Annotated in this window: 19 protein-coding genes; 13 read left to right on the top strand and 6 right to left on the bottom strand. The window is 39.8% G+C overall.

The features are described from left to right. Positions 1–25 precede the first annotated feature (25 nt). The 5 genes from Q8M62_RS15105 to Q8M62_RS15085 all read right to left on the bottom strand — a co-directional run bounded on the left by Q8M62_RS15105 (position 26) and on the right by Q8M62_RS15085 (position 5,715). Entirely contained in the window at positions 26–1,507 is a 1,482-nt protein-coding gene (locus Q8M62_RS15105) for a potassium/proton antiporter (RefSeq protein ID WP_304901604.1), read from the bottom strand. A gap of 327 nt (positions 1,508–1,834) precedes the next feature. Then, positions 1,835–3,316, bottom strand: a complete 1,482-nt coding sequence (locus Q8M62_RS15100; RefSeq protein WP_304901605.1) for a S10 family peptidase — start codon at positions 3,314–3,316, stop codon at positions 1,835–1,837. An 88-nt stretch (positions 3,317–3,404) separates the two neighbouring features. Further along, a complete protein-coding gene (locus Q8M62_RS15095) occupies positions 3,405–4,082 on the bottom strand; it encodes a potassium channel family protein (RefSeq protein ID WP_304901606.1) in 678 nt (225 codons plus the stop codon). A gap of 21 nt (positions 4,083–4,103) precedes the next feature. Continuing rightward, entirely contained in the window at positions 4,104–4,898 is a 795-nt protein-coding gene (locus tag Q8M62_RS15090) for a PhzF family phenazine biosynthesis protein (protein WP_304901607.1), read from the bottom strand. 301 nt (positions 4,899–5,199) lie between these two features. Further along, on the bottom strand, positions 5,200–5,715 hold the full coding sequence (locus tag Q8M62_RS15085; protein ID WP_304901608.1) for a DinB family protein: 516 nt from the start codon (positions 5,713–5,715) through the stop codon (positions 5,200–5,202). A 66-nt stretch (positions 5,716–5,781) separates the two neighbouring features. On the opposite strand from Q8M62_RS15085, the gene Q8M62_RS15080 reads away from it, so the two are divergent. The 7 genes from Q8M62_RS15080 to Q8M62_RS15050 all read left to right on the top strand — a co-directional run bounded on the left by Q8M62_RS15080 (position 5,782) and on the right by Q8M62_RS15050 (position 12,524). Next, entirely contained in the window at positions 5,782–7,128 is a 1,347-nt protein-coding gene (locus Q8M62_RS15080) for a M28 family metallopeptidase (RefSeq protein ID WP_304901609.1), read from the top strand. Between the two features lie 99 nt (positions 7,129–7,227). Beyond that, positions 7,228–7,770 (top strand): ferritin, encoded by a 543-nt coding sequence (locus Q8M62_RS15075; RefSeq protein ID WP_304901610.1) that lies wholly within the window; start codon positions 7,228–7,230, stop codon positions 7,768–7,770. 257 nt (positions 7,771–8,027) lie between these two features. Continuing rightward, positions 8,028–8,642 (top strand): sterol desaturase family protein, encoded by a 615-nt coding sequence (locus Q8M62_RS15070; RefSeq protein ID WP_304901611.1) that lies wholly within the window; start codon positions 8,028–8,030, stop codon positions 8,640–8,642. Between the two features lie 552 nt (positions 8,643–9,194). Then, the gene (locus Q8M62_RS15065; RefSeq protein ID WP_304901612.1) at positions 9,195–10,220 is read left to right on the top strand and encodes a hypothetical protein; all 1,026 of its coding nucleotides are present in this window, start codon (positions 9,195–9,197) and stop codon (positions 10,218–10,220) included. 38 nt (positions 10,221–10,258) lie between these two features. Further along, on the top strand, positions 10,259–11,368 hold the full coding sequence (locus Q8M62_RS15060) for a formylglycine-generating enzyme family protein (protein WP_304901613.1): 1,110 nt from the start codon (positions 10,259–10,261) through the stop codon (positions 11,366–11,368). Positions 11,369–11,426: 58 nt separating this feature from the next. Then, positions 11,427–12,026, top strand: a complete 600-nt coding sequence (locus Q8M62_RS15055) for a hypothetical protein (RefSeq protein WP_304901614.1) — start codon at positions 11,427–11,429, stop codon at positions 12,024–12,026. Positions 12,027–12,158: 132 nt separating this feature from the next. After that, on the top strand, positions 12,159–12,524 hold the full coding sequence (locus Q8M62_RS15050) for a hypothetical protein (protein ID WP_304901615.1): 366 nt from the start codon (positions 12,159–12,161) through the stop codon (positions 12,522–12,524). Between the two features lie 66 nt (positions 12,525–12,590). Here Q8M62_RS15050 and Q8M62_RS15045 read toward each other — a convergent pair whose 3' ends face one another. Continuing rightward, the gene (locus Q8M62_RS15045; RefSeq protein ID WP_304901616.1) at positions 12,591–13,181 is read right to left on the bottom strand and encodes a riboflavin synthase; all 591 of its coding nucleotides are present in this window, start codon (positions 13,179–13,181) and stop codon (positions 12,591–12,593) included. A gap of 107 nt (positions 13,182–13,288) precedes the next feature. On the opposite strand from Q8M62_RS15045, the gene Q8M62_RS15040 reads away from it, so the two are divergent. The 6 genes from Q8M62_RS15040 (at position 13,289) to Q8M62_RS15015 (ending at position 17,572) form a co-directional block, all read left to right on the top strand. Next, the gene (locus Q8M62_RS15040) at positions 13,289–13,945 is read left to right on the top strand and encodes a protein-L-isoaspartate(D-aspartate) O-methyltransferase (protein ID WP_304901617.1); all 657 of its coding nucleotides are present in this window, start codon (positions 13,289–13,291) and stop codon (positions 13,943–13,945) included. 134 nt (positions 13,946–14,079) lie between these two features. Beyond that, positions 14,080–14,604 (top strand): acyl-CoA thioesterase, encoded by a 525-nt coding sequence (locus Q8M62_RS15035; RefSeq protein ID WP_092728219.1) that lies wholly within the window; start codon positions 14,080–14,082, stop codon positions 14,602–14,604. 133 nt (positions 14,605–14,737) lie between these two features. Beyond that, positions 14,738–15,271 carry a hypothetical protein gene (locus Q8M62_RS15030; RefSeq protein ID WP_304901618.1) on the top strand — a complete coding sequence of 178 codons (534 nt, stop codon included), beginning with the start codon at positions 14,738–14,740 and terminating at the stop codon, positions 15,269–15,271. Continuing rightward, on the top strand, positions 15,271–15,582 hold the full coding sequence (locus Q8M62_RS15025; protein WP_092728217.1) for a DUF3817 domain-containing protein: 312 nt from the start codon (positions 15,271–15,273) through the stop codon (positions 15,580–15,582). The genes Q8M62_RS15030 and Q8M62_RS15025 overlap by 1 nt, the downstream gene beginning before the upstream one ends. Positions 15,583–15,585: 3 nt before the next feature. Next, a complete protein-coding gene (locus Q8M62_RS15020; protein WP_304901619.1) occupies positions 15,586–16,605 on the top strand; it encodes a hypothetical protein in 1,020 nt (339 codons plus the stop codon). Positions 16,606–16,690: 85 nt separating this feature from the next. Further along, positions 16,691–17,572 carry a CorA family divalent cation transporter gene (locus Q8M62_RS15015; protein WP_304901620.1) on the top strand — a complete coding sequence of 294 codons (882 nt, stop codon included), beginning with the start codon at positions 16,691–16,693 and terminating at the stop codon, positions 17,570–17,572. Positions 17,573–17,731 lie beyond the last annotated feature (159 nt).

Genomic DNA, 17,731 nt, shown 5'->3' with positions numbered 1-17,731 from the left:
CTAAAAATATAAAACCACCAACCACCTATGAATTTTGCATTATTCCCGGGTCCTCAAGACACTGGTTTACTTTTGTAAAATCTTCCGGGCTATCAGCAAGAACCATTAAAACATCATTTGCTTCAATTTGGGTTGATCCACCAGGTCTGATGTAAACCCCTTTCCGTTTTATCATCACTATGAAAGCTGATTTCGGAAAATTCAGATCGACGATTCTTTTATTTACCGCTAAAAATTTGGGGAAAACTTTAATTTCTTTCAAGGAAGATTTCGGAAAGTCCAAAATTAACTTATCGAAATCAGAAATTTCCTTGGATTCCTCCGGTTTCGAAACTTTAAGCCATTTAGCGACTAAAGGAAGGCTTGTTCCCTGAATAAGGACTGAAGATGCGGCAATAAAGAAAACAATATTGAAAATCATGTTTGCTTTATCAATGCCTGCCAAGAGTGGATAAGTGGCAAACACAATTGGAACAGCTCCCCGCAGTCCTACCCAAGAGATGTAAAATTTTCGGTTCAAATCCATCTTAAAAAAGATCAAACAAAGAAAGACACTCACTGGCCTTGCAACAAAAATCAGAAAAACGGAAATAAGTAATCCAATTCCCATATAGGGTAATACCTGAGAAGGAAATACAAGAAGACCTAAAGTGAGAAACAAAACGATCTGCATTAGCCATGCATAGCCATCAAATGCCTTAAAAATGGAATTTTTATGAATTAAATCTTGATTTCCTAAATAAACCGCACAAATGTAAATCGCAAGAAATCCATTTCCGCCTACAAAATCAGTAGCCGAAAAAGTGATAAACATCAAGGCAATGACTAAGACAGAGTAAAGACCTTCAAAGTCTAATTTTATTTTGTTAATAATCAGTTTACTTAGCCTACCAAAGCCCAGACCAGCCAAGCCTCCAATTACCATTTGCTTTAAAAATAGAGGAATAATGGATAGTAAACTTTGGTCTTGATTCACCACTAAAGTTAAAAAAGCAATGGTCAATACATAAGCCATTGGGTCATTGCTCCCACTTTCCAGTTCTAATGTCGGTCTCAAATTTGACTTTAAGGCAAGGCTTTTTGACCGTAATATGGAAAATACCGCAGCAGCATCTGTGGATGATACTATTGAGCCTAGTAGCATACTTTCGTAAATGGTGAAGTCAGTGACCAACCAAACAAAAGTTCCCAAGCAGATCGCTGTCAAAAAAACTCCTAGAGTAGAAAGTAAAACACCCTCTCTAAGTATGGGCCTTACGGAAGACCAACTTGTATCAAGTCCGCCCGAAAACAGGATAAAGTTTAAGGATACAATCCCAATAAACTGTGCAATTTCGGGATTGTTAAATGTAATTCTGCCAATTCCTTCTGAACCTGCTAACATCCCAATCGCTAAAAAAAGCAATAATGTCGGGACACCAAATTTGTATGAGGTTTTCCCTACAATGATACTGATGAAAAGTAAAATCGAACCGATTAGTAGGATATTTTCAATAGTCAAATTCATTTTTCAAATAGCTTTCCGTTCACTTTTATCAGGTCTTATCAGTTTAATCATTCTAACCGAATTATTTTTCTCAATTCCAAAAATCTAAAGATTCTGAGAATTCCTTTTTTTGCAAATTATATCCGATTTTCTGCCTAAATCGATTTAAATAAAAAATCCTTATCATTTATTAATCTTTAATAAAATAGCGAATTGTTTTCGGGATTAGATTTGAAGTGCACTTTAGAATTTTTGAAAGTCCATTTTAAGGGAATTTCTTTAAACCTATAGAGTAAAAGCCCGAAAATGAGTTTTCGGGCCGGTTTTATTCTTATAAATCAATGATTTCTAGTATTTAGCAGGCTGATTGGGGGATACCGCTGACTTTTGGATAAATTGGCGAATATCCTCATTAGAGGTCGCCAGATCTTCGGCTCTCAGATACATCATGTGGCCGGATCGATAGCCTTTAAAATCAATTCGATCTTTCATTTTACCATTTGGATCGATATGCCATGTGCTGTATTTGGCATTGAAATAATCCGTACCTCCATCAAAGTAGCCCGACTGAACCATCAGATGTAGGTAAGGGTTTTGACGCATGGCAGTGCCCAAATCGTATCCTGTGGTCTCATTGCTTCTATCCCAAGGATGGACTGGACCGAAAAGATTATAGGTCAAATCCGTATTAAACTTTAATGTGTTTTTAGCATAAATCTGAAAAGCAGGCGCAAAGGCATGATTCCAGCTCGTCAATGCAGGATCAAAGTCATAGGCCACCCCGCCTTCCATGCGGTCAAATCCTTTGTATCGGCTGTCCAAGCGTCCGATGGTCATGCCGTCCCGTTCACGGAGTAGTTCCTTCCAGAAAAAGCTTGTCGGAACCATTAAGTTGTGCTGGAGGATAGATTCCTTACTCAACCCCGAGTAATAAGCCATTTTGGTTGCTATGGCATCTCGTTCCGAATTAGAAAGCATTCCGCCTTTTGACATGGCCGGGAGGACTTCATTCACTGCGAATGGCTCGACGATGGCCAACAACTCATCCAAATCTTTGCCTTGTAGCTCAGCCGGTAATGCCTTGTGATACCAAGCTGTAGCGGCATAATAAGGCCAGTAGTTAGCCATTTTTATAGGTCCGCCACGCTCAATCCCCATATCGGTAGGAGATACCAAGATCACGCCGTTAAAATACATCCAATGTGAATTCTGTAGTTGGGCAACCAATCCCGCAACGCGGGTCGTCCCATAACTTTCTCCAATCAAGTACTTGGGAGAAGCCCAGCGATTGACCCGAGTGACAAAGGTATTGACCCAATCCGCAAGGTATTTGATATCTGAATTGATTCCGAAAAAGGTACCTCGGGGGGTATCTTCTTTAATGATTCTAGAATAGCCGGTGTTTACCGGATCGATGTAGACGATATCTGCCACATCAAGAATAGAATGTGGATTTGCCTTTGTGCCGTAAGGCTGCACCGGGTATCCTTCTGAATCAATATTCAGAATCACAGGACCGGTATAGGCCAAATGCATCCAAATCGATGCTGAGCCCGGACCTCCGTTGAAACTAATCACAAGAGGCCTTGAGGCCTTATCAGATATATCAGTCCGCTCATAATAGGTGTAAAAAAGCGAGGCAATCGGCTCTCCTTTTTCATCCCAAACGGGCTGAGTCCCCGCTGTAGCCCTGTAGGGTACACGCTTGCCTTTGATTGTGACCTCGCTAGTAGTTTCTACTTTGGATTCGACGGGAATTTTTCGGACTTCCTGAGCCATAGTGATTCCGCTCAGGACGACGCTCAGAAAGATTAGGTAGAATTTTTTCATACTTGATTGAAATTGGGAAGAGTATATATCAATGGAAATTAAACAGGTATCTGTTAATAGTCTATCTCAAATTACAGGAATGGATTTTCTATTTTTTTTCATCACTTCCGGGATGGATGAGTTTGGCGATTACGATAGCAGGATATAAAATTCCAACCATTGCTAAAAAAACTGAAAGCATTTTTGAAAAAATATTGACAGGAAAATAATCACCAAAGCCCACTGTAGTTAAAGAAACCATGGAGAAATAGATATAGGAGGCAAAATCTGAGTCCAGTCCTGATAATTCATGTGCTCCAGAGATGGAATCACCGATTATTAACTGAATCACCTCGAAGCCAAATGCGCCATAAATAGCCACCAATAAATAAACATTTATTGCTCCGATAATGCGATACAAATGATTCTCATGTTTTTTAAATAAAAGATTGATATTCAAAAATATAAAGGCAATCATATTGATTAATCCTACTACTCGCTCCGCAAGATAAAAATCTACAGGCAATTCGCTGAAGCGGAGGATCCGTAAAGACAGTTGGGTGAAAAACAATAAGCTTGTCAAAATCACCATAAGTTTTGTATCCGAAGACCAAATACCTATGAAGAAAATAAATATGAAAACAGTGTTGACAAAAATGAAACTTACACCTCCAGTTTCAATCAATACGGGAAGGAAAAAAACCGTAAAAAGTAATGCGACTAGCAGTGCTTTGATGCTTAATTCTGTCAGCCAACTTTGCGTGATTTTTTGAATTATGGGCCACATTACTTTTTCAGGTATTGAAGATTAAACATTGATCAAACCCTCCAAAACCGCAACAGCCTGACCTTTGATCAGTACTCTGTCATCATATTTTTCAAGAAATAATTCTCCTCCTCTTTTACTGGCCTGATAAGCTTTGATTTGAGTCATTCCTACCTTCTGATTCCAGTAATCCATTAAGGCACAATGAGCAAAACCGGTAACAGGATCCTCAGGAACTCCAACATTCGGTCCGAAAAATCTGCTTACGATATCATATTCTCCCTCCCCTTTTGCTGTGATAATAAATCCTTCCTCACTGTTTCTTGCGATTTCGGCAAAGTCAGGAATAAGGGCTCGCACAGCTTTTTCACTTTCCAGTTCGAAAATCCAGTTTTTGTTGAGCTGTGCAGCCTGAACTATAGCATGTCCAAACAAGGATGATTTAAATTTGGGATGTGTATCGGTAAATGTCGGAATCAAAGGAAAATCCATAATGAGCCAGTCCCCTTCACTTTTTACCCGAAGCTCCCCGCTCAAGGTCGCAAAATGAATCATTTCACCCTCAACTGCCCACCCTGATCGAAGCATCCAAAAAGAAGCAGCCAATGTTGCGTGCCCGCAAAGGTCTATTTCCAAGGTTGGAGTAAACCATCTTAAAGAATAGTATCCTCGTTTTTGAGTTTTTTGAACAAAGGCCGTTTCGCTCAAATTCATTTCCATGGCGATAGATTGCATTTGTTCTGAGGTTAGCTCCTGGTCTAAAAGGCAGACACCTGCCGGATTTCCTGAGAAAGCCCGGTTTGTAAACGCATCAATTACTGCAATAGGAATTTTCATCTGTTTATATTTTGTTTTTTCTGTATGTCGGCTTTCCTACCAGTGCCAAATTAATTAAGTATTGAAGTTCCAAAAAACGAGCTACGTCACGGCGCACAGGTGTGGACAGTTGACTGTCGTCTGTGGAATTATTCGCCATCTTCCTGGCTCATTTTTTCTTACTGGCAGAATTGCGGATAATCATGTTGTTTTTTAATTGCCACATGCCCGCCTGTAGTCGGACAGGGAATCTTCGCATGAATTCCCCGATAGCTCGGGGCATCCCAGTGTGTGACGTACTCGTCATGCTTGATTTCATAGCTTAATATCGCTCTTTCAGAATGTTAAAGTGATGGATAAAATGCCCGGAAATTATCCAAAAAAGGGCTCTGGGAGTTATTGGCTTACCATTGGCATTACCCACAATGTCCAAAATACTTTCGTCCAAAGTATGGATGAAAGTTAATAACGAGTTTCGCTGAGCTTCAAAATCTTTAAAAAGCAGATCAATTGATACCCCATTGAATTTGCCATTTTGAACATATTGATCCTGATCAAATCCGGGAAGTGCTTGCTGCTCACCTCTGACGAAACACAGGGCCCTAAACATCATAATCCGCTCGGTATCGAGCAAGTGACCCAAGATTTCCTTTGGAGTCCATTTCCCCTCTCCATAAGCTTTCGAGTCCCAGCCTGATTCTTTTGATTGAAAAAACTCCCGAAGTTCATTTACCTGACGGAGAATTTGTCCTGAAAAATTTTCATCGGAGATTTTCGAAATATAAGTTTCATAATAAGTGGGGAAATCACCTTTTTTAGGCAATGAGAATGTGTTCATGTAATTTTTGTTTGGGATAAATTCTACTGGGATAAATTTAGGGCTAAGCTTATAACCAAACACAACATGCGTAAAATATTATTGTCGCTTTTCTTCGGGCTTTTGGCTTGGGGTGTACAAGCTCAGACAGTCGTGATCAGAAATCCAAAAATTGAAAAGCTCGTTTTTGAGGTTTCGTCTGATTCCCTAAAAAAGTATACCTACGACCTGGCAAATTTTCATACGCGACACACCCTTAGTCGAGACGAAAAAAATGGTATGCCTGCAGCACAGCGCTATGTCCTGTCCAAGTTCAACACATTTGCAAAATCCTCAAATGGCCGAATGAGTGCTGAGATTGAGAATTTCACTATTCCTTCCGACGGACGCAGGATCACACAGGACTCCCCTGGGGCAAATGTGATCGCAAAATTGAAAGGCACGAATCCGGCGGATGATCGGATTTTCATCATTTCAGGACATCTTGACTCAAGAAACAAAGATGTCATGGATGCTGTCGGCGGAGCTCCCGGCGCCAATGACGATGGAAGTGGTGTGGCTGTGGTCATAGAATTGGCCAGAGTGATGGCCAAAATGGAATTTTCAGCAACCATCCTCTTTGTTGCTTTTACCGGCGAAGAGCAGGGCTTAAAAGGTGCTACTAATCTGGCCGATAAGGCAAAAGAAGAAGGCTGGAATATTGCAGGAATCTTAAACAACGATATCGTGGGTAACAGCAAATCCTCGGATACCAATATTAGCGATAACACCAAAGTTCGTGTTTTCTCAGAGACAATTCCTTTGGCTGAAGATGAGCAACAAGCCGCTAGCCGTCGCTATACCAATTCAGACAATGACAGCAAATCCCGACAGCTTGCCCGATATATTAAGGAGGTCGGAGAGCGTTATGTTGATCAATTGGAAGTGAAGTTGATTTATAGAAGTGACAGATTCCTTAGAGGTGGGGATCAAACTCCATTTTTGAGAAATGGATTCACTGCCATCAGAATGTCCGAAATGAACGAAAATTTCTTCCAACAGCATGAGAATGTACGTGTGGAAAATGGCATTCAGTACGGAGATTTACCTGAGTTTATGGATTTTGAATACCTGAGAAAAGTTTCAGCTGTTAATCTGGCAGCATCGGCCTCGCTTGCCAATTCCGCTGGGATGCCTGAGGAAGTAAGAATTGATGTACGAGGATTAAGCAACAATTCGATTTTGCTCTGGAAAACTCCAACAATAGGAAAAGTTAAAGGGTACTATGTTTTGATGCGTGAGACTTCCTCGCCGGTGTGGGAGAAGAAGTTCTTTACTACAGAAACAAGCCTAACTATCCCCTATTCCAAAGACAATTATTTCTTTGCTGTCCAGTCGGTTACCGAAAGCGGTGAAGAAAGTCTTGCCGTATTTCCCTCTCCTCTAACCCGCTGATTATTTAATTAAAACAATTCTAAATTCCTTTTCCAAACTATGGTTTTGGAACGAATGAACCCTGTATTTGTTAACTTACAATACTTAATAATAACAGTTATGAAACAGAAAGAAATTGTAACGCTTCAGCGTTCTCTACTCCACGATACAGAAGCTTTGCTCAACAAACAGGTTGAAATGGAAGGTAAGTCTTCAGCCTATTATCTCTCTATGGCTTCTTGGTGCCACATGATGGGCTATGCCAATGCTGCAAAATATCTTTATACTCACGCAGATGAGGAAAGAATGCACATGATGAAGATCTTTCAATATATCAATGAAGCTGGCGGGCACGCCATACAGCCGGAAATCACAGGTGTTCGTCACAATTTCAATTCTTTGAGAGAGGTTTTTGAACTGATACTTGAACATGAAATCAAGGTAACAAAGTCAATTAACAGTATTGTTGATCATGCTTTTACCGCAAAAGATTTTGCCACATTCAGCTTCATGCAGTGGTATGTCACAGAACAAAGAGAAGAAGAAACCATGTCCAGAAGGGCGCTTGAACTGTTCGAAATTATCGGTGAAGAAGGAATTGGACTTTGGACCATCGATCAGGAATTGGGTAAGCTCCACGCAGCTGCTGAAACAGGAGCTTAAAAACTATCTTTTTATGGAATGGAAGCGGTTTTGAAATTCAGAACCGCTTCTTTTTTTGTGTAAGGGCTAATTTGATTTTGGGAAAAAATCAAAATTGGCGCACATTATTTTTCTGGATTTGGGATAATTAACTAATCAAAATTACTGAAAAGCTTAAAATTATCGATTTAAGACAAATCAGGCTCCAAGGCTTATTGACATGGGATTTAAGATGTATTGATATGGGGATAACTTTCCTTAACAAGACACCCTGCACCATGAAACGATCCACATCCTCTCCTAAAAGCAATCTCGTCCTATGTTTGCTCACTTTTCTTTTTTTAGAAATTTGTCTTCTGATTATAAGTAGTGCGCTTGAAAATCGAGTTTTGGTTTTTATAGTTCTATTTGCGTCAGGTTGGTTATTCTGGACTTTTGTAGAATACAGCATCCATAGATTTTTGATGCACGAATTGATCCTTCCCGGCAAAAAAGACGAATTATTTCACCATCATCACCATCATCAAAATCCAGGAGATCTTCGCGTCCGTTGGTTTCATCGACTTTTTCTCGGAATATCCGGAATAGGAGTCTTTTGGCTAGCTATTTACCTTAATACTACTTTTACGCTATTGGCGGGATTTTTCATTGGCTTTTTACTTTACAATTTGCTGCATTACCTACTTCACCGACCTATTGGGAAGTACATCTTACCAAATGTCCAAAGAGCACATATTCTTCACCATACACGATATCCACGCTGTGGGTACAGTTTTAGTACGATTTTGTGGGATTGGCTTTTTGATACATTGCCACCAAATGACGCGAAAGTCACAGCTCAGATGAAAAAGAACTATTTCAATCAATTCATCAAAGTCTCCAATCAAATGTGACTTAGAGCAGATCTTACAATAAAGTATCGACGCAAACTATTTGAAAACACATTTTAAAAATAGATTGTTGTTGACCGGATTTCTCTCGATTTGATCGTAGCGGTATTTTAAAAAATCTGATTACCCGCTTCTTTGCCAGCGGGTCAAAATGGTCTAGACTTCCTCCTCTCCCCTAAAAACAAAAATATCGGTCACCAAGCGGCGATTGGTAAGCGATGCTGAAACAAGTTGAACCAAATTGAAGTGCTCCTAAATAAAATTTGTTTACTGGCAGAATTCCGTTTATCCACAATCCGGAATTTAGAACTCTGAATTTGTAAGGGTATTTAAATAAAAAAAAAGAGGAATGTTAAAATTAAAATCATGCAACCTTATTTAAAGGTAAAATTTTCTAAAATTAATATTATTTTGATTTTTTAGTCTGGTACCAAATATACTTAACTAGAACTAGTTAACAACAGAACTTTATTTTTAAACCTTTTGAATCTCAGTTTTACTTTTCATACATTGAAGTACATTTTTGTGCGTATAACATTCTGAACCAAGCCCATTATGACGATTTCTTCTACGATTCAGGCGCAGTTTTTCCAAAGTCTTAAGTCAGCCATTCCATCTTATGCTTCCTTGGTGGATGAAGTAGCCGAAACGCTTGATGTCAGCATGGATAGTGCTTACCGGAGAATTCGTGGGGAAAAGCTACTCGATTTCGAAGAATTGAGAATTCTTTGTCAACGGTTTAATATTTCCTTGGATAAGTTTTTTAGTTTGAACTCTGACTCCATCATGTTTCAAGGCAAAACCAATTCCTATAAGGAAGATAGTTTTATGGAGTGGATGGAGGATGTTCTTGCCCAACTCAATCTCGTCAACAGCTTTAGCCATAAGCACGTTTATTTTTTGGTGAAGGACATGCCTCCTTTTCATCATTACTATCATCCAGCTTTGGCAGGGTTCAAATTCTTTTTTTGGATGAAGTCAATACTCCTTTTTGAAAACCTCAAAAGTGTTAAATTTTCAATTGAGGACAACCATTTTGAAAAATATCGTGAGATCACCCAAAAAACAATCAAAATCTATAACCGGGTACCAACTTCAGAAATCTGGAATGAAGAGGGGCTAAATACCACCTTACGGCAGATTGAAGTGTATCATGAAATGGGATTGATCAAACATACTGAAGACACAATTTTCCTTTATAAATGTGTATTGGAAGTGATTGATCACTTGGAAAAAATGGCAGAAACTGGTAAAAAATCGATTTTGGGCCAGTCTCCAACTGTTGACAGTGCCGAATACAAAATGTATTTAAATGAAATTGTCCTCGGTGACAATACTTTTATGGCTGAATTGGGAGACACAAAAATCACCTATCTCAACCACAGCGTCATGTATTTTATCGGGTCCATGGATCCAAAATTCAATGACTCAATGTTTAGAAATCTGGAAAATCTGATGAAAAGATCCACCCTGATCAGTGGCACAGGTGAAAAAGAGCGAAAACAGTTTTTCAATAAACTTCGAAAAAAAGTGGAGAGCAAAATTTCCAAAATTGATATTAAGATTGATACAAGCACTTAGACTTGGTTACAAAAAACTTTTTCAATTACCTTGGTAAAATGAAAACACCCGCCTTTCATTTGCTGCCAATTTCTGCGCTTGTTTTATTATTACCAGCTTTTTCCTGCGATTCTCCGAAAAAAAACACATCAGAAAATGCTCTGGCACCCGCTCCAGTCATTTTTTCAGATCCACAACCTACTCAAAAAGAACAGGGTATGGTTTGGATTCCAGGCGGGAAGTTTACCATGGGAACCAACGATGCAGACGCTTATCCAGCAGAAAAACCGGCGGTACAAGTTGAAGTGCAGGGATTTTGGATGGATGCTTACGAAGTGACTAATGCTGACTATTCAAAATTTGTAGAAGCTACTGGGTACCTCACATTGGCGGAACGCAAACCGGAATGGGAAGAACTTAAAAAGCAGCTTCCTCCCGGTACTCCAAAGCCCGACGAATCCATCTTGGTAGCTGGATCCATGGTTTTCACTCCGCCCCCCTATGCCGTACCTACTAACGACATTTCCCTTTGGTGGCAATGGGTAAACGGTGCGAGTTGGAAGCATCCCGAAGGTCCTGGAAGTTCCATCAAAGGGAAAGAAAATCATCCGGTGGTACACATTGCCTTTGAAGATGCAGAGGCCTATGCCAAGTGGATTGGAAAAAGACTACCCACTGAATTTGAGTGGGAATTTGCTGCAAGAGGTGGGGTAAATGGAAAGCGATTTGCCTGGGGTGATGAACTTACACCAAATGGTCAATATTTGGCAAATACCTTTCAGGGAGTTTTCCCGCATAAAAATGATGGCTTAGATGGATTTATGGGTTCAGCTCCAGTTGGTTCATTTTCTCCCAATTCATTTGGTCTTTATGATATGATTGGCAATGTATGGGAGTTAACCTCCGATTGGTATGATTTTCTAAAATATGCACGGCTTGCCGGACAAGCACCCAAATTGGATGCGGGAATGAATCCTTGCTATAATCCGGACAATCCCTTTGCTATGGAAAGAGTAATGAAGGGAGGCTCATTTCTTTGTGCTGCCAACTATTGTGTAAACTATCGGCCTTCTGCAAGACAGGGCACAGCCTATGATTCCGGTACTTCCAATGTGGGTTTTCGCCTTGTAAAAGATCCTGCGAATAAAACATTGGGATCAAACCAATAAAACTTTTTATAGTTTTTTAAGAGGTATGATTTTCAAAAACCCAATTCATTTTAGCGCTATGAAAATTAAAAAGTTCATTATTCTAATGATTGTTCTTGCCACGGTAAATCCATGCATAGCACAACTTTCCCCGGGATTTTTTCCAACAGAATACCGGGATTTCCTTGGAATCACTGCCGCCAGTGTCCCAGATACCACGTTTGGGAAAGGGATTCCGCAAAATCCAAATCTTGAAAAAATATATGAATCCCCAAAAGTAGGGTTGGAAAACAAGTGGTATCTATTCGTCGACGAAAATCAAAAAATTGCTTGGTTCACAATCCGAGGCACTGTAAATAACCCAACTTCTTGGCTTGCCAATTTCTACTCTGCAATGATTCCTGCAAAAGGGGAAATGCAAATTACTGACAAAAATACCTTTGAATATAATTTTAGCGAAAACCCAAAAGCTGCAGTACATGTAGGCTGGACATTATCCACGGGCGCCTTGGCTGAGACCCTAGTGCCGAAGTTGGATTCGCTTTATAACTCCGGCTATCGTGATTTTATGATTTCAGGCCATAGTCAGGGAGGAGCTATAGCATACCTGATGACCGCACATCTCTACCATTTGAGGGAAATTGGACGTTGGGAGGAGCCGATTCGAATCAAAACATAATCAAGCGCTGGTCCCAAACCGGGCAACCTTTTCTTTGCCTATCACTATGAATATATTACCAGAGGTGGTTGGGCTTTTAACATTGTCAATGGCGCAGACTGGGTGCCCGAGAGCCCATTTTCAGTTCAAACTGTGAATGATTTTAATACTTCCAATCCATTCACTGATGCCAGAAACTTCATCAAGAAGCAGAAGTTTCCCAAAAATCTGATCTTCAAAAAGGTTTATAACAGCATGGATAAACCCACTAAAAAGGCTGAAAAGAAATTTCAGAAATACTTGGGTTTTTACGCCGGGAAGGAGGTAACCAAGACACTTCCTTCCTATCGATCGCCAAAGTTTTTAGACAGTAATCACTACACTCGCGCAGGTAACTTCATCGTTCTGTATCCAGACTTGGACTATTATCTTCTTTATCCTGATGAAAAGGAAAAGATATTCAAGCATCATGCCCTTCAGCCCTATCTGTATCTTTTGGAAAAACAATATCCTCAATAAGGTGCTAGCCTAGTAATCAATAGATTATCAACAAGATAAAAAAGCACTGTAAATCAGCCACCTATCTTAGGTGTATCCTTTGATCATACGAGCGATATATTTCCCCACAATGTCAAATTCAAGATTGACCAAATCCCCAACTTGTAGCTGATGAAAACTGGTATGCTCATAGGTGTAAGGTATGATCGCTACAGAAAATTTTCCGGGGCCGGAATTAAAGCAAGTCAGGCTGGTTCCGTTAATGGTGATTGATCCTTTCTCGACTGTAACGTTTCCGGTGGTTTGATCAAATTCAAAATCAAAAACCCAAGATCCGTCTTGATCAACTATGCTTTTGACGATTCCCGTTTGATCTACGTGACCTTGGACGATATGCCCATCAAATCGACCGCTTGCTGGCATGCACCGCTCTAGGTTAACCTTCTTCCCTACTCTCCAGCCGGACAAGTTGGTTTTACTGATCGTCTCATCAATTGCGGTAACCCGATAGGTATCTGGACTTACACTGACTACGGTCAAACATACCCCATCATGGGCTAGTGATTGGTCGATTTTGAGTTCTTGACTGATAGACGAACTGAGGTCAAAATGAAAATTGCTCCCTTCTTGGGTGATTTTTTCTATTGTACCAAAAGACTCGATTATGCCTGTAAACATGATTGAAAATTAAACTTCGAAAGATCAAAAGGATAAGCAATAAATGCCATCCGAGGTTCAAAGTAAGGCAAATATTCATTTATCTTCGAGAACCCAAACCACCCATCATGCTAAAACTTGAAGATACTTACCTTCACAAAGGAAAACGTCGTGCACTTGTAGCCGAGCTTCGTACTAAGGGTATCAAAAGCGAGCGCGTTTTGGACGCTATTAATAATCTGCCTCGTCACTTTTTCTTTGATTCGGCCCTGATTTCTCATGCATATGAAGACAAGGCCTTTCCAATCGGTGAAGGCCAAACAATTTCCCAGCCCTATACAGTCGCTTTTCAAACTGAGCTTTTGGATGTCAAACAGGGTGATAAAATTTTAGAAATCGGCACAGGATCAGGGTATCAAGGAACAATTCTGCATCTATTAGGAGCTGAAGTTTACACCATAGAATATCAGAAGAAGCTTTTTGAGGGAACTCAGCGATTTCTCAAACGTCTGGGCATCGATCTTCATTTATTCTATGGAGACGGTACTGCCGGACTGCCACAGCATGCACCATATGATAAAATCATAGTCACTGCCGGTGCGCCCGTTATCCCCGAAGCATTGATCCAACAATTGAAAGTGGGTGGGATTTTAGTCATTCCGGTAGGCGATCGAAAAAGACAGGCCATGGTGAAAATCACCAAAAAATCCGCGAAAGAAGTCATACGCGAGGAATTCGACGGATTTGCATTTGTTCCACTCTTGGGAAAAGAAGGATGGAAATAGTGGGTAGGGATTTCACTGAAAATTTATCAACGATTTCCAATTCCCACACCAACGATACAGTATAAAATTCTGAAATACGATTTTTGATTTAGGGAGACAAAATTTTATTTCTATTTTTGCTTAAATTCTATTTTATGACAAAGCAAAAGACTGCAAAGGAATCTATGGTCATCATGACCGAAATGGTCCTTCCTAACGATACCAATACACTGAACAACCTCATGGGCGGTAGACTGATGCACTGGATGGATGTAGTGGCAGCAATCGCCGCTCAAAAACATTCCAACCGTATCGTAGTAACTGCTTCAGCAGATAGCATTTCATTTAAGCAACCCATCAATCTTGGGAATGTAGTAACCCTAAGGTCTCAAGTGACTCGGGCTTTCAATTCATCCATGGAGGTTTTTATTGAGGTGACAGCAGAGGATATCCCTGCCAGAAAAAAAATCATGACCCACCGTGCATTTTTCACATTTGTGGCAGTAGATCAAAATGGGAGACCTATTGAGGTCCCCGAAGTTCTGCCAGAATCGGATGAGGAAAAAGACCTTTTTGACGGGGCGCTGAGAAGAAGGCAACTTCGTCTGGTTTTGGCTAAGCGGATGAAGCCTGAGGATGCCGTTGAATTGAGATCCATATTCAATTTGGATGTGAAATAAAAAATGTGAGGAAAAAAGAGGTATTTGGAATTATTCATAAATTCTGACTTGTTCAGGTTGACCTTCTCGGAAACTCTTTTTATTAATCCATCCTATACTTTGCCAATCGGCATTTTTTACCCAAATTCCTCCCATGGAAAATGACACTATCGCAGAACTCCAGTCCCTGATTACAGAAGATCTCTATTTGATTCCGGAGGATCAAGAAGCAATTTTGGCACAATTAGAAGGAAGAACAGTAGCTGCTAAAGAAGTAGAATCGTCTGATGCGATTATTGAACCCATTCCGGTAAAAGGAAATTTTTCAAAAGGGGTATTGATATTGCACGAGGAAAGCGAGCTTTCTACTGAAGTATTGGAAATGCTCGTCAATATGATCAATGCAGTCGGCCATTCTATGACGGAAGTTGGTATGGTATCTTCGGAAGTGTTGGAAGATCGCAGCATGGAAGATTTTCTGTCATTGAATGCGCATATTGTTTTAAAATTTGGCCGAATCAAACACCCTATCAATGCCGTTCCAGCACACCCCTATGAAGTTTATTCTGAGAATGAAACAGAATATCTTTTTGCGGACTCGCTAAGCAGTATTTCTGAAGACAAAGCACTTAAAAAGAAGCTTTGGATGGCACTTCAAGCCCTTTTCAATCTCACTCCAGGAAGATAATGAACACCGAACAAACCAAATGGGCCAAACGATTTAAATGGATCAGCCTAATCGAAGGAATTTCTTTTTTAATACTACTATTCATCGCTATGCCCTTAAAGTATATGTTCGATGAGCCTATGGCAGTCACATATGTAGGATGGATTCATGGACTTTTGTTTGTGATTTACATCTATGTTGTATTTCCTACCGCTACCAGCTTAAAATGGGAATTTGGCAGAACCTTCTTTGCACTTATTGCCTCAGTCCTCCCCTTCGGCCCTTTCATTTTTGATCGTAACCTGAAAAAAAGTCAGAAAGTAGAGCTCTAAGCGATGGCTTTGATCAGCAGAAAAAAGCAGATTTATCAAATCAGCTCCGGACTAAGGCGCTACTTGGTCAAGTATGCCCGCGAGGTGGACATTCCTATCCATTACCATGAGCTGTTGCGGTACACCAATTCCATCGCGCTGTATGATTCCAAAGATCAAGATACGCTTTGGGAAACAGTTTTTTATGATCAGAGTGACCGGGAAGAGATTCACTTGAATGTCAAAAAAATCTATGCTTTGCTGAAAGCCGGAGGCGACATGAGCGTAATGAATCACCTTTATGTAGATCGAATCGACCTATGTATCTATGGCAACACCCAACCTTTCCGGGTACGGATTGTGAACCGGATTAATGATAATTTTGACTACTTCTACATCAAAAATGCCGATGCCTCCCGTGTTTATGGACTTGAATTGGAGGATTTACTCTCCCCCAATCGCATCAGCTACCTAGTACATCGAGACACACTGATCGAGGAGCATATTGCGGGGATTCCCGGGGATAAATTCATGCGCCAACTTAACGATGATCCTAACCTCAATCCCATTCGGTTAGCCAAGGAGTTTGTTAAATTCAATGAACGCTGCTTTGTGCGGCTTTTGGGAGATATGCACAGCTCCAATTTTGTAGTGGATGTCACCCCAGACTTTGAGGAAACCCATTATCGGATTAGGGCGATTGATTTTGACCAACAGTCCTATGAAGGCAAAAAATCCATTTACCTGCCTCAATATTTTAAAGAAAATAACATCCTCATCGAACTTGGGATGAAATACATCACTCCCGAATCAATGCGGCAGTATCAACGCGAGGAGCGCGCACTAATTGCGACAAGATTCAAGTCCTCTCACAAAGAAATCGAAGACGTGCTTCGGGCCATGGAACATGATCATATCGCCCCTTTCTATAATGTGGAGCAGTTGCGCGAAGAACTTTCAAAGCATTACAAAAATCCGGATTTTCTGGAGTGTAAAAATATGGCAGAAATACTTCGCCTAAGTTTAGAACAGATCATGAGGTAACATTTACAATTCTAAAATCAGGTTGATTTTTTTACTTAATTTAAATAGGCATAACTCAAAACTTAATCCTAGGAATCTAATCCTTATGAGCCAATTCATCAAAAATTACGGCAGCTTTGAATGGTTAGACCTTCAAAAACCTAAGAAAAACGAACTGATTGAAATTACCGAACCTTTTCATCTTGAACTAAAGCTGCTCGAAGATTCACTTCAGACAGGCCATTTGCCTAAAATTGAAAAACAGGATGGGACTACCTTTGTCATCATTAGAGCATATTCTGTAGAACCCAGTCATAATTACGCCACAGTCACCAAGCTAACCAATAAGATTGCGTTTGTGATGAATGAAAGACGATTGATCACCATTCACCAGAAGCCGTTTGGATTTCTTGAAAATCTCTATGACGATGATTTTCAGGACCCGGAACAATTGATGCTTGCTATTTTTCAACAAATGTTGCTCACATTTCAAGCTCCTTTGGATTGGTTAAGTGATAAAATGGATGACTATGAAAAAGAAATATTCTTGGGTAAGCATGGGAAAATTTCTGTTCAGGCACTTTATTATCAAAAATCAAAAGCGCGAATCAGTAAAAAAATCCTGCAACTGACTCAGGTTGTATTAAATCAAATTCAAGTCAAAGAAGCCCATTATTCTGCTTTACAGGATCTAAAAGAAACCTGTATTAATCTTATTCTTCATTTTGATGAGGTAATTGAAGATGGCACTTCAATTTTAAATACACACCTCAACCTCACTACCCAAAAAAGTAATGAGGTAATGAAGCTTTTGACTGTCTTTTCGGCTTTTTTCCTACCCCTGACTTTTATAGTAGGGGTTTATGGGATGAACTTTGACAATATGCCGGAACTTCATTGGGCAAATGGCTATTATTTGACTTGGATTGTAATGATTGGGATTTCTTTGGTGATTTTCCTTTGGTTCAAGAGGAAAAAGATTATGTGATTTTTAATGAAAAGTGTTTTTAAATTAAAGTCAAAATATCTAAAGTCAGTCTTTTATAACTATGTTTTTCTATAAAAATGTTTTTAATACTATCAATGCAAAATCAAATTAAAGTGAAATGAAATCATCTTTGTCCTATTATTTATTAATTTTGACATA

The sequence above is a fragment of the Algoriphagus sp. genome (assembly GCF_030694375.1).
Taxonomy (GTDB): domain Bacteria; phylum Bacteroidota; class Bacteroidia; order Cytophagales; family Cyclobacteriaceae; genus Algoriphagus.
The sequence above is the reverse complement of the archived record's forward strand: the minus strand, read 5'-3'. Positions and strand labels throughout refer to the sequence as shown.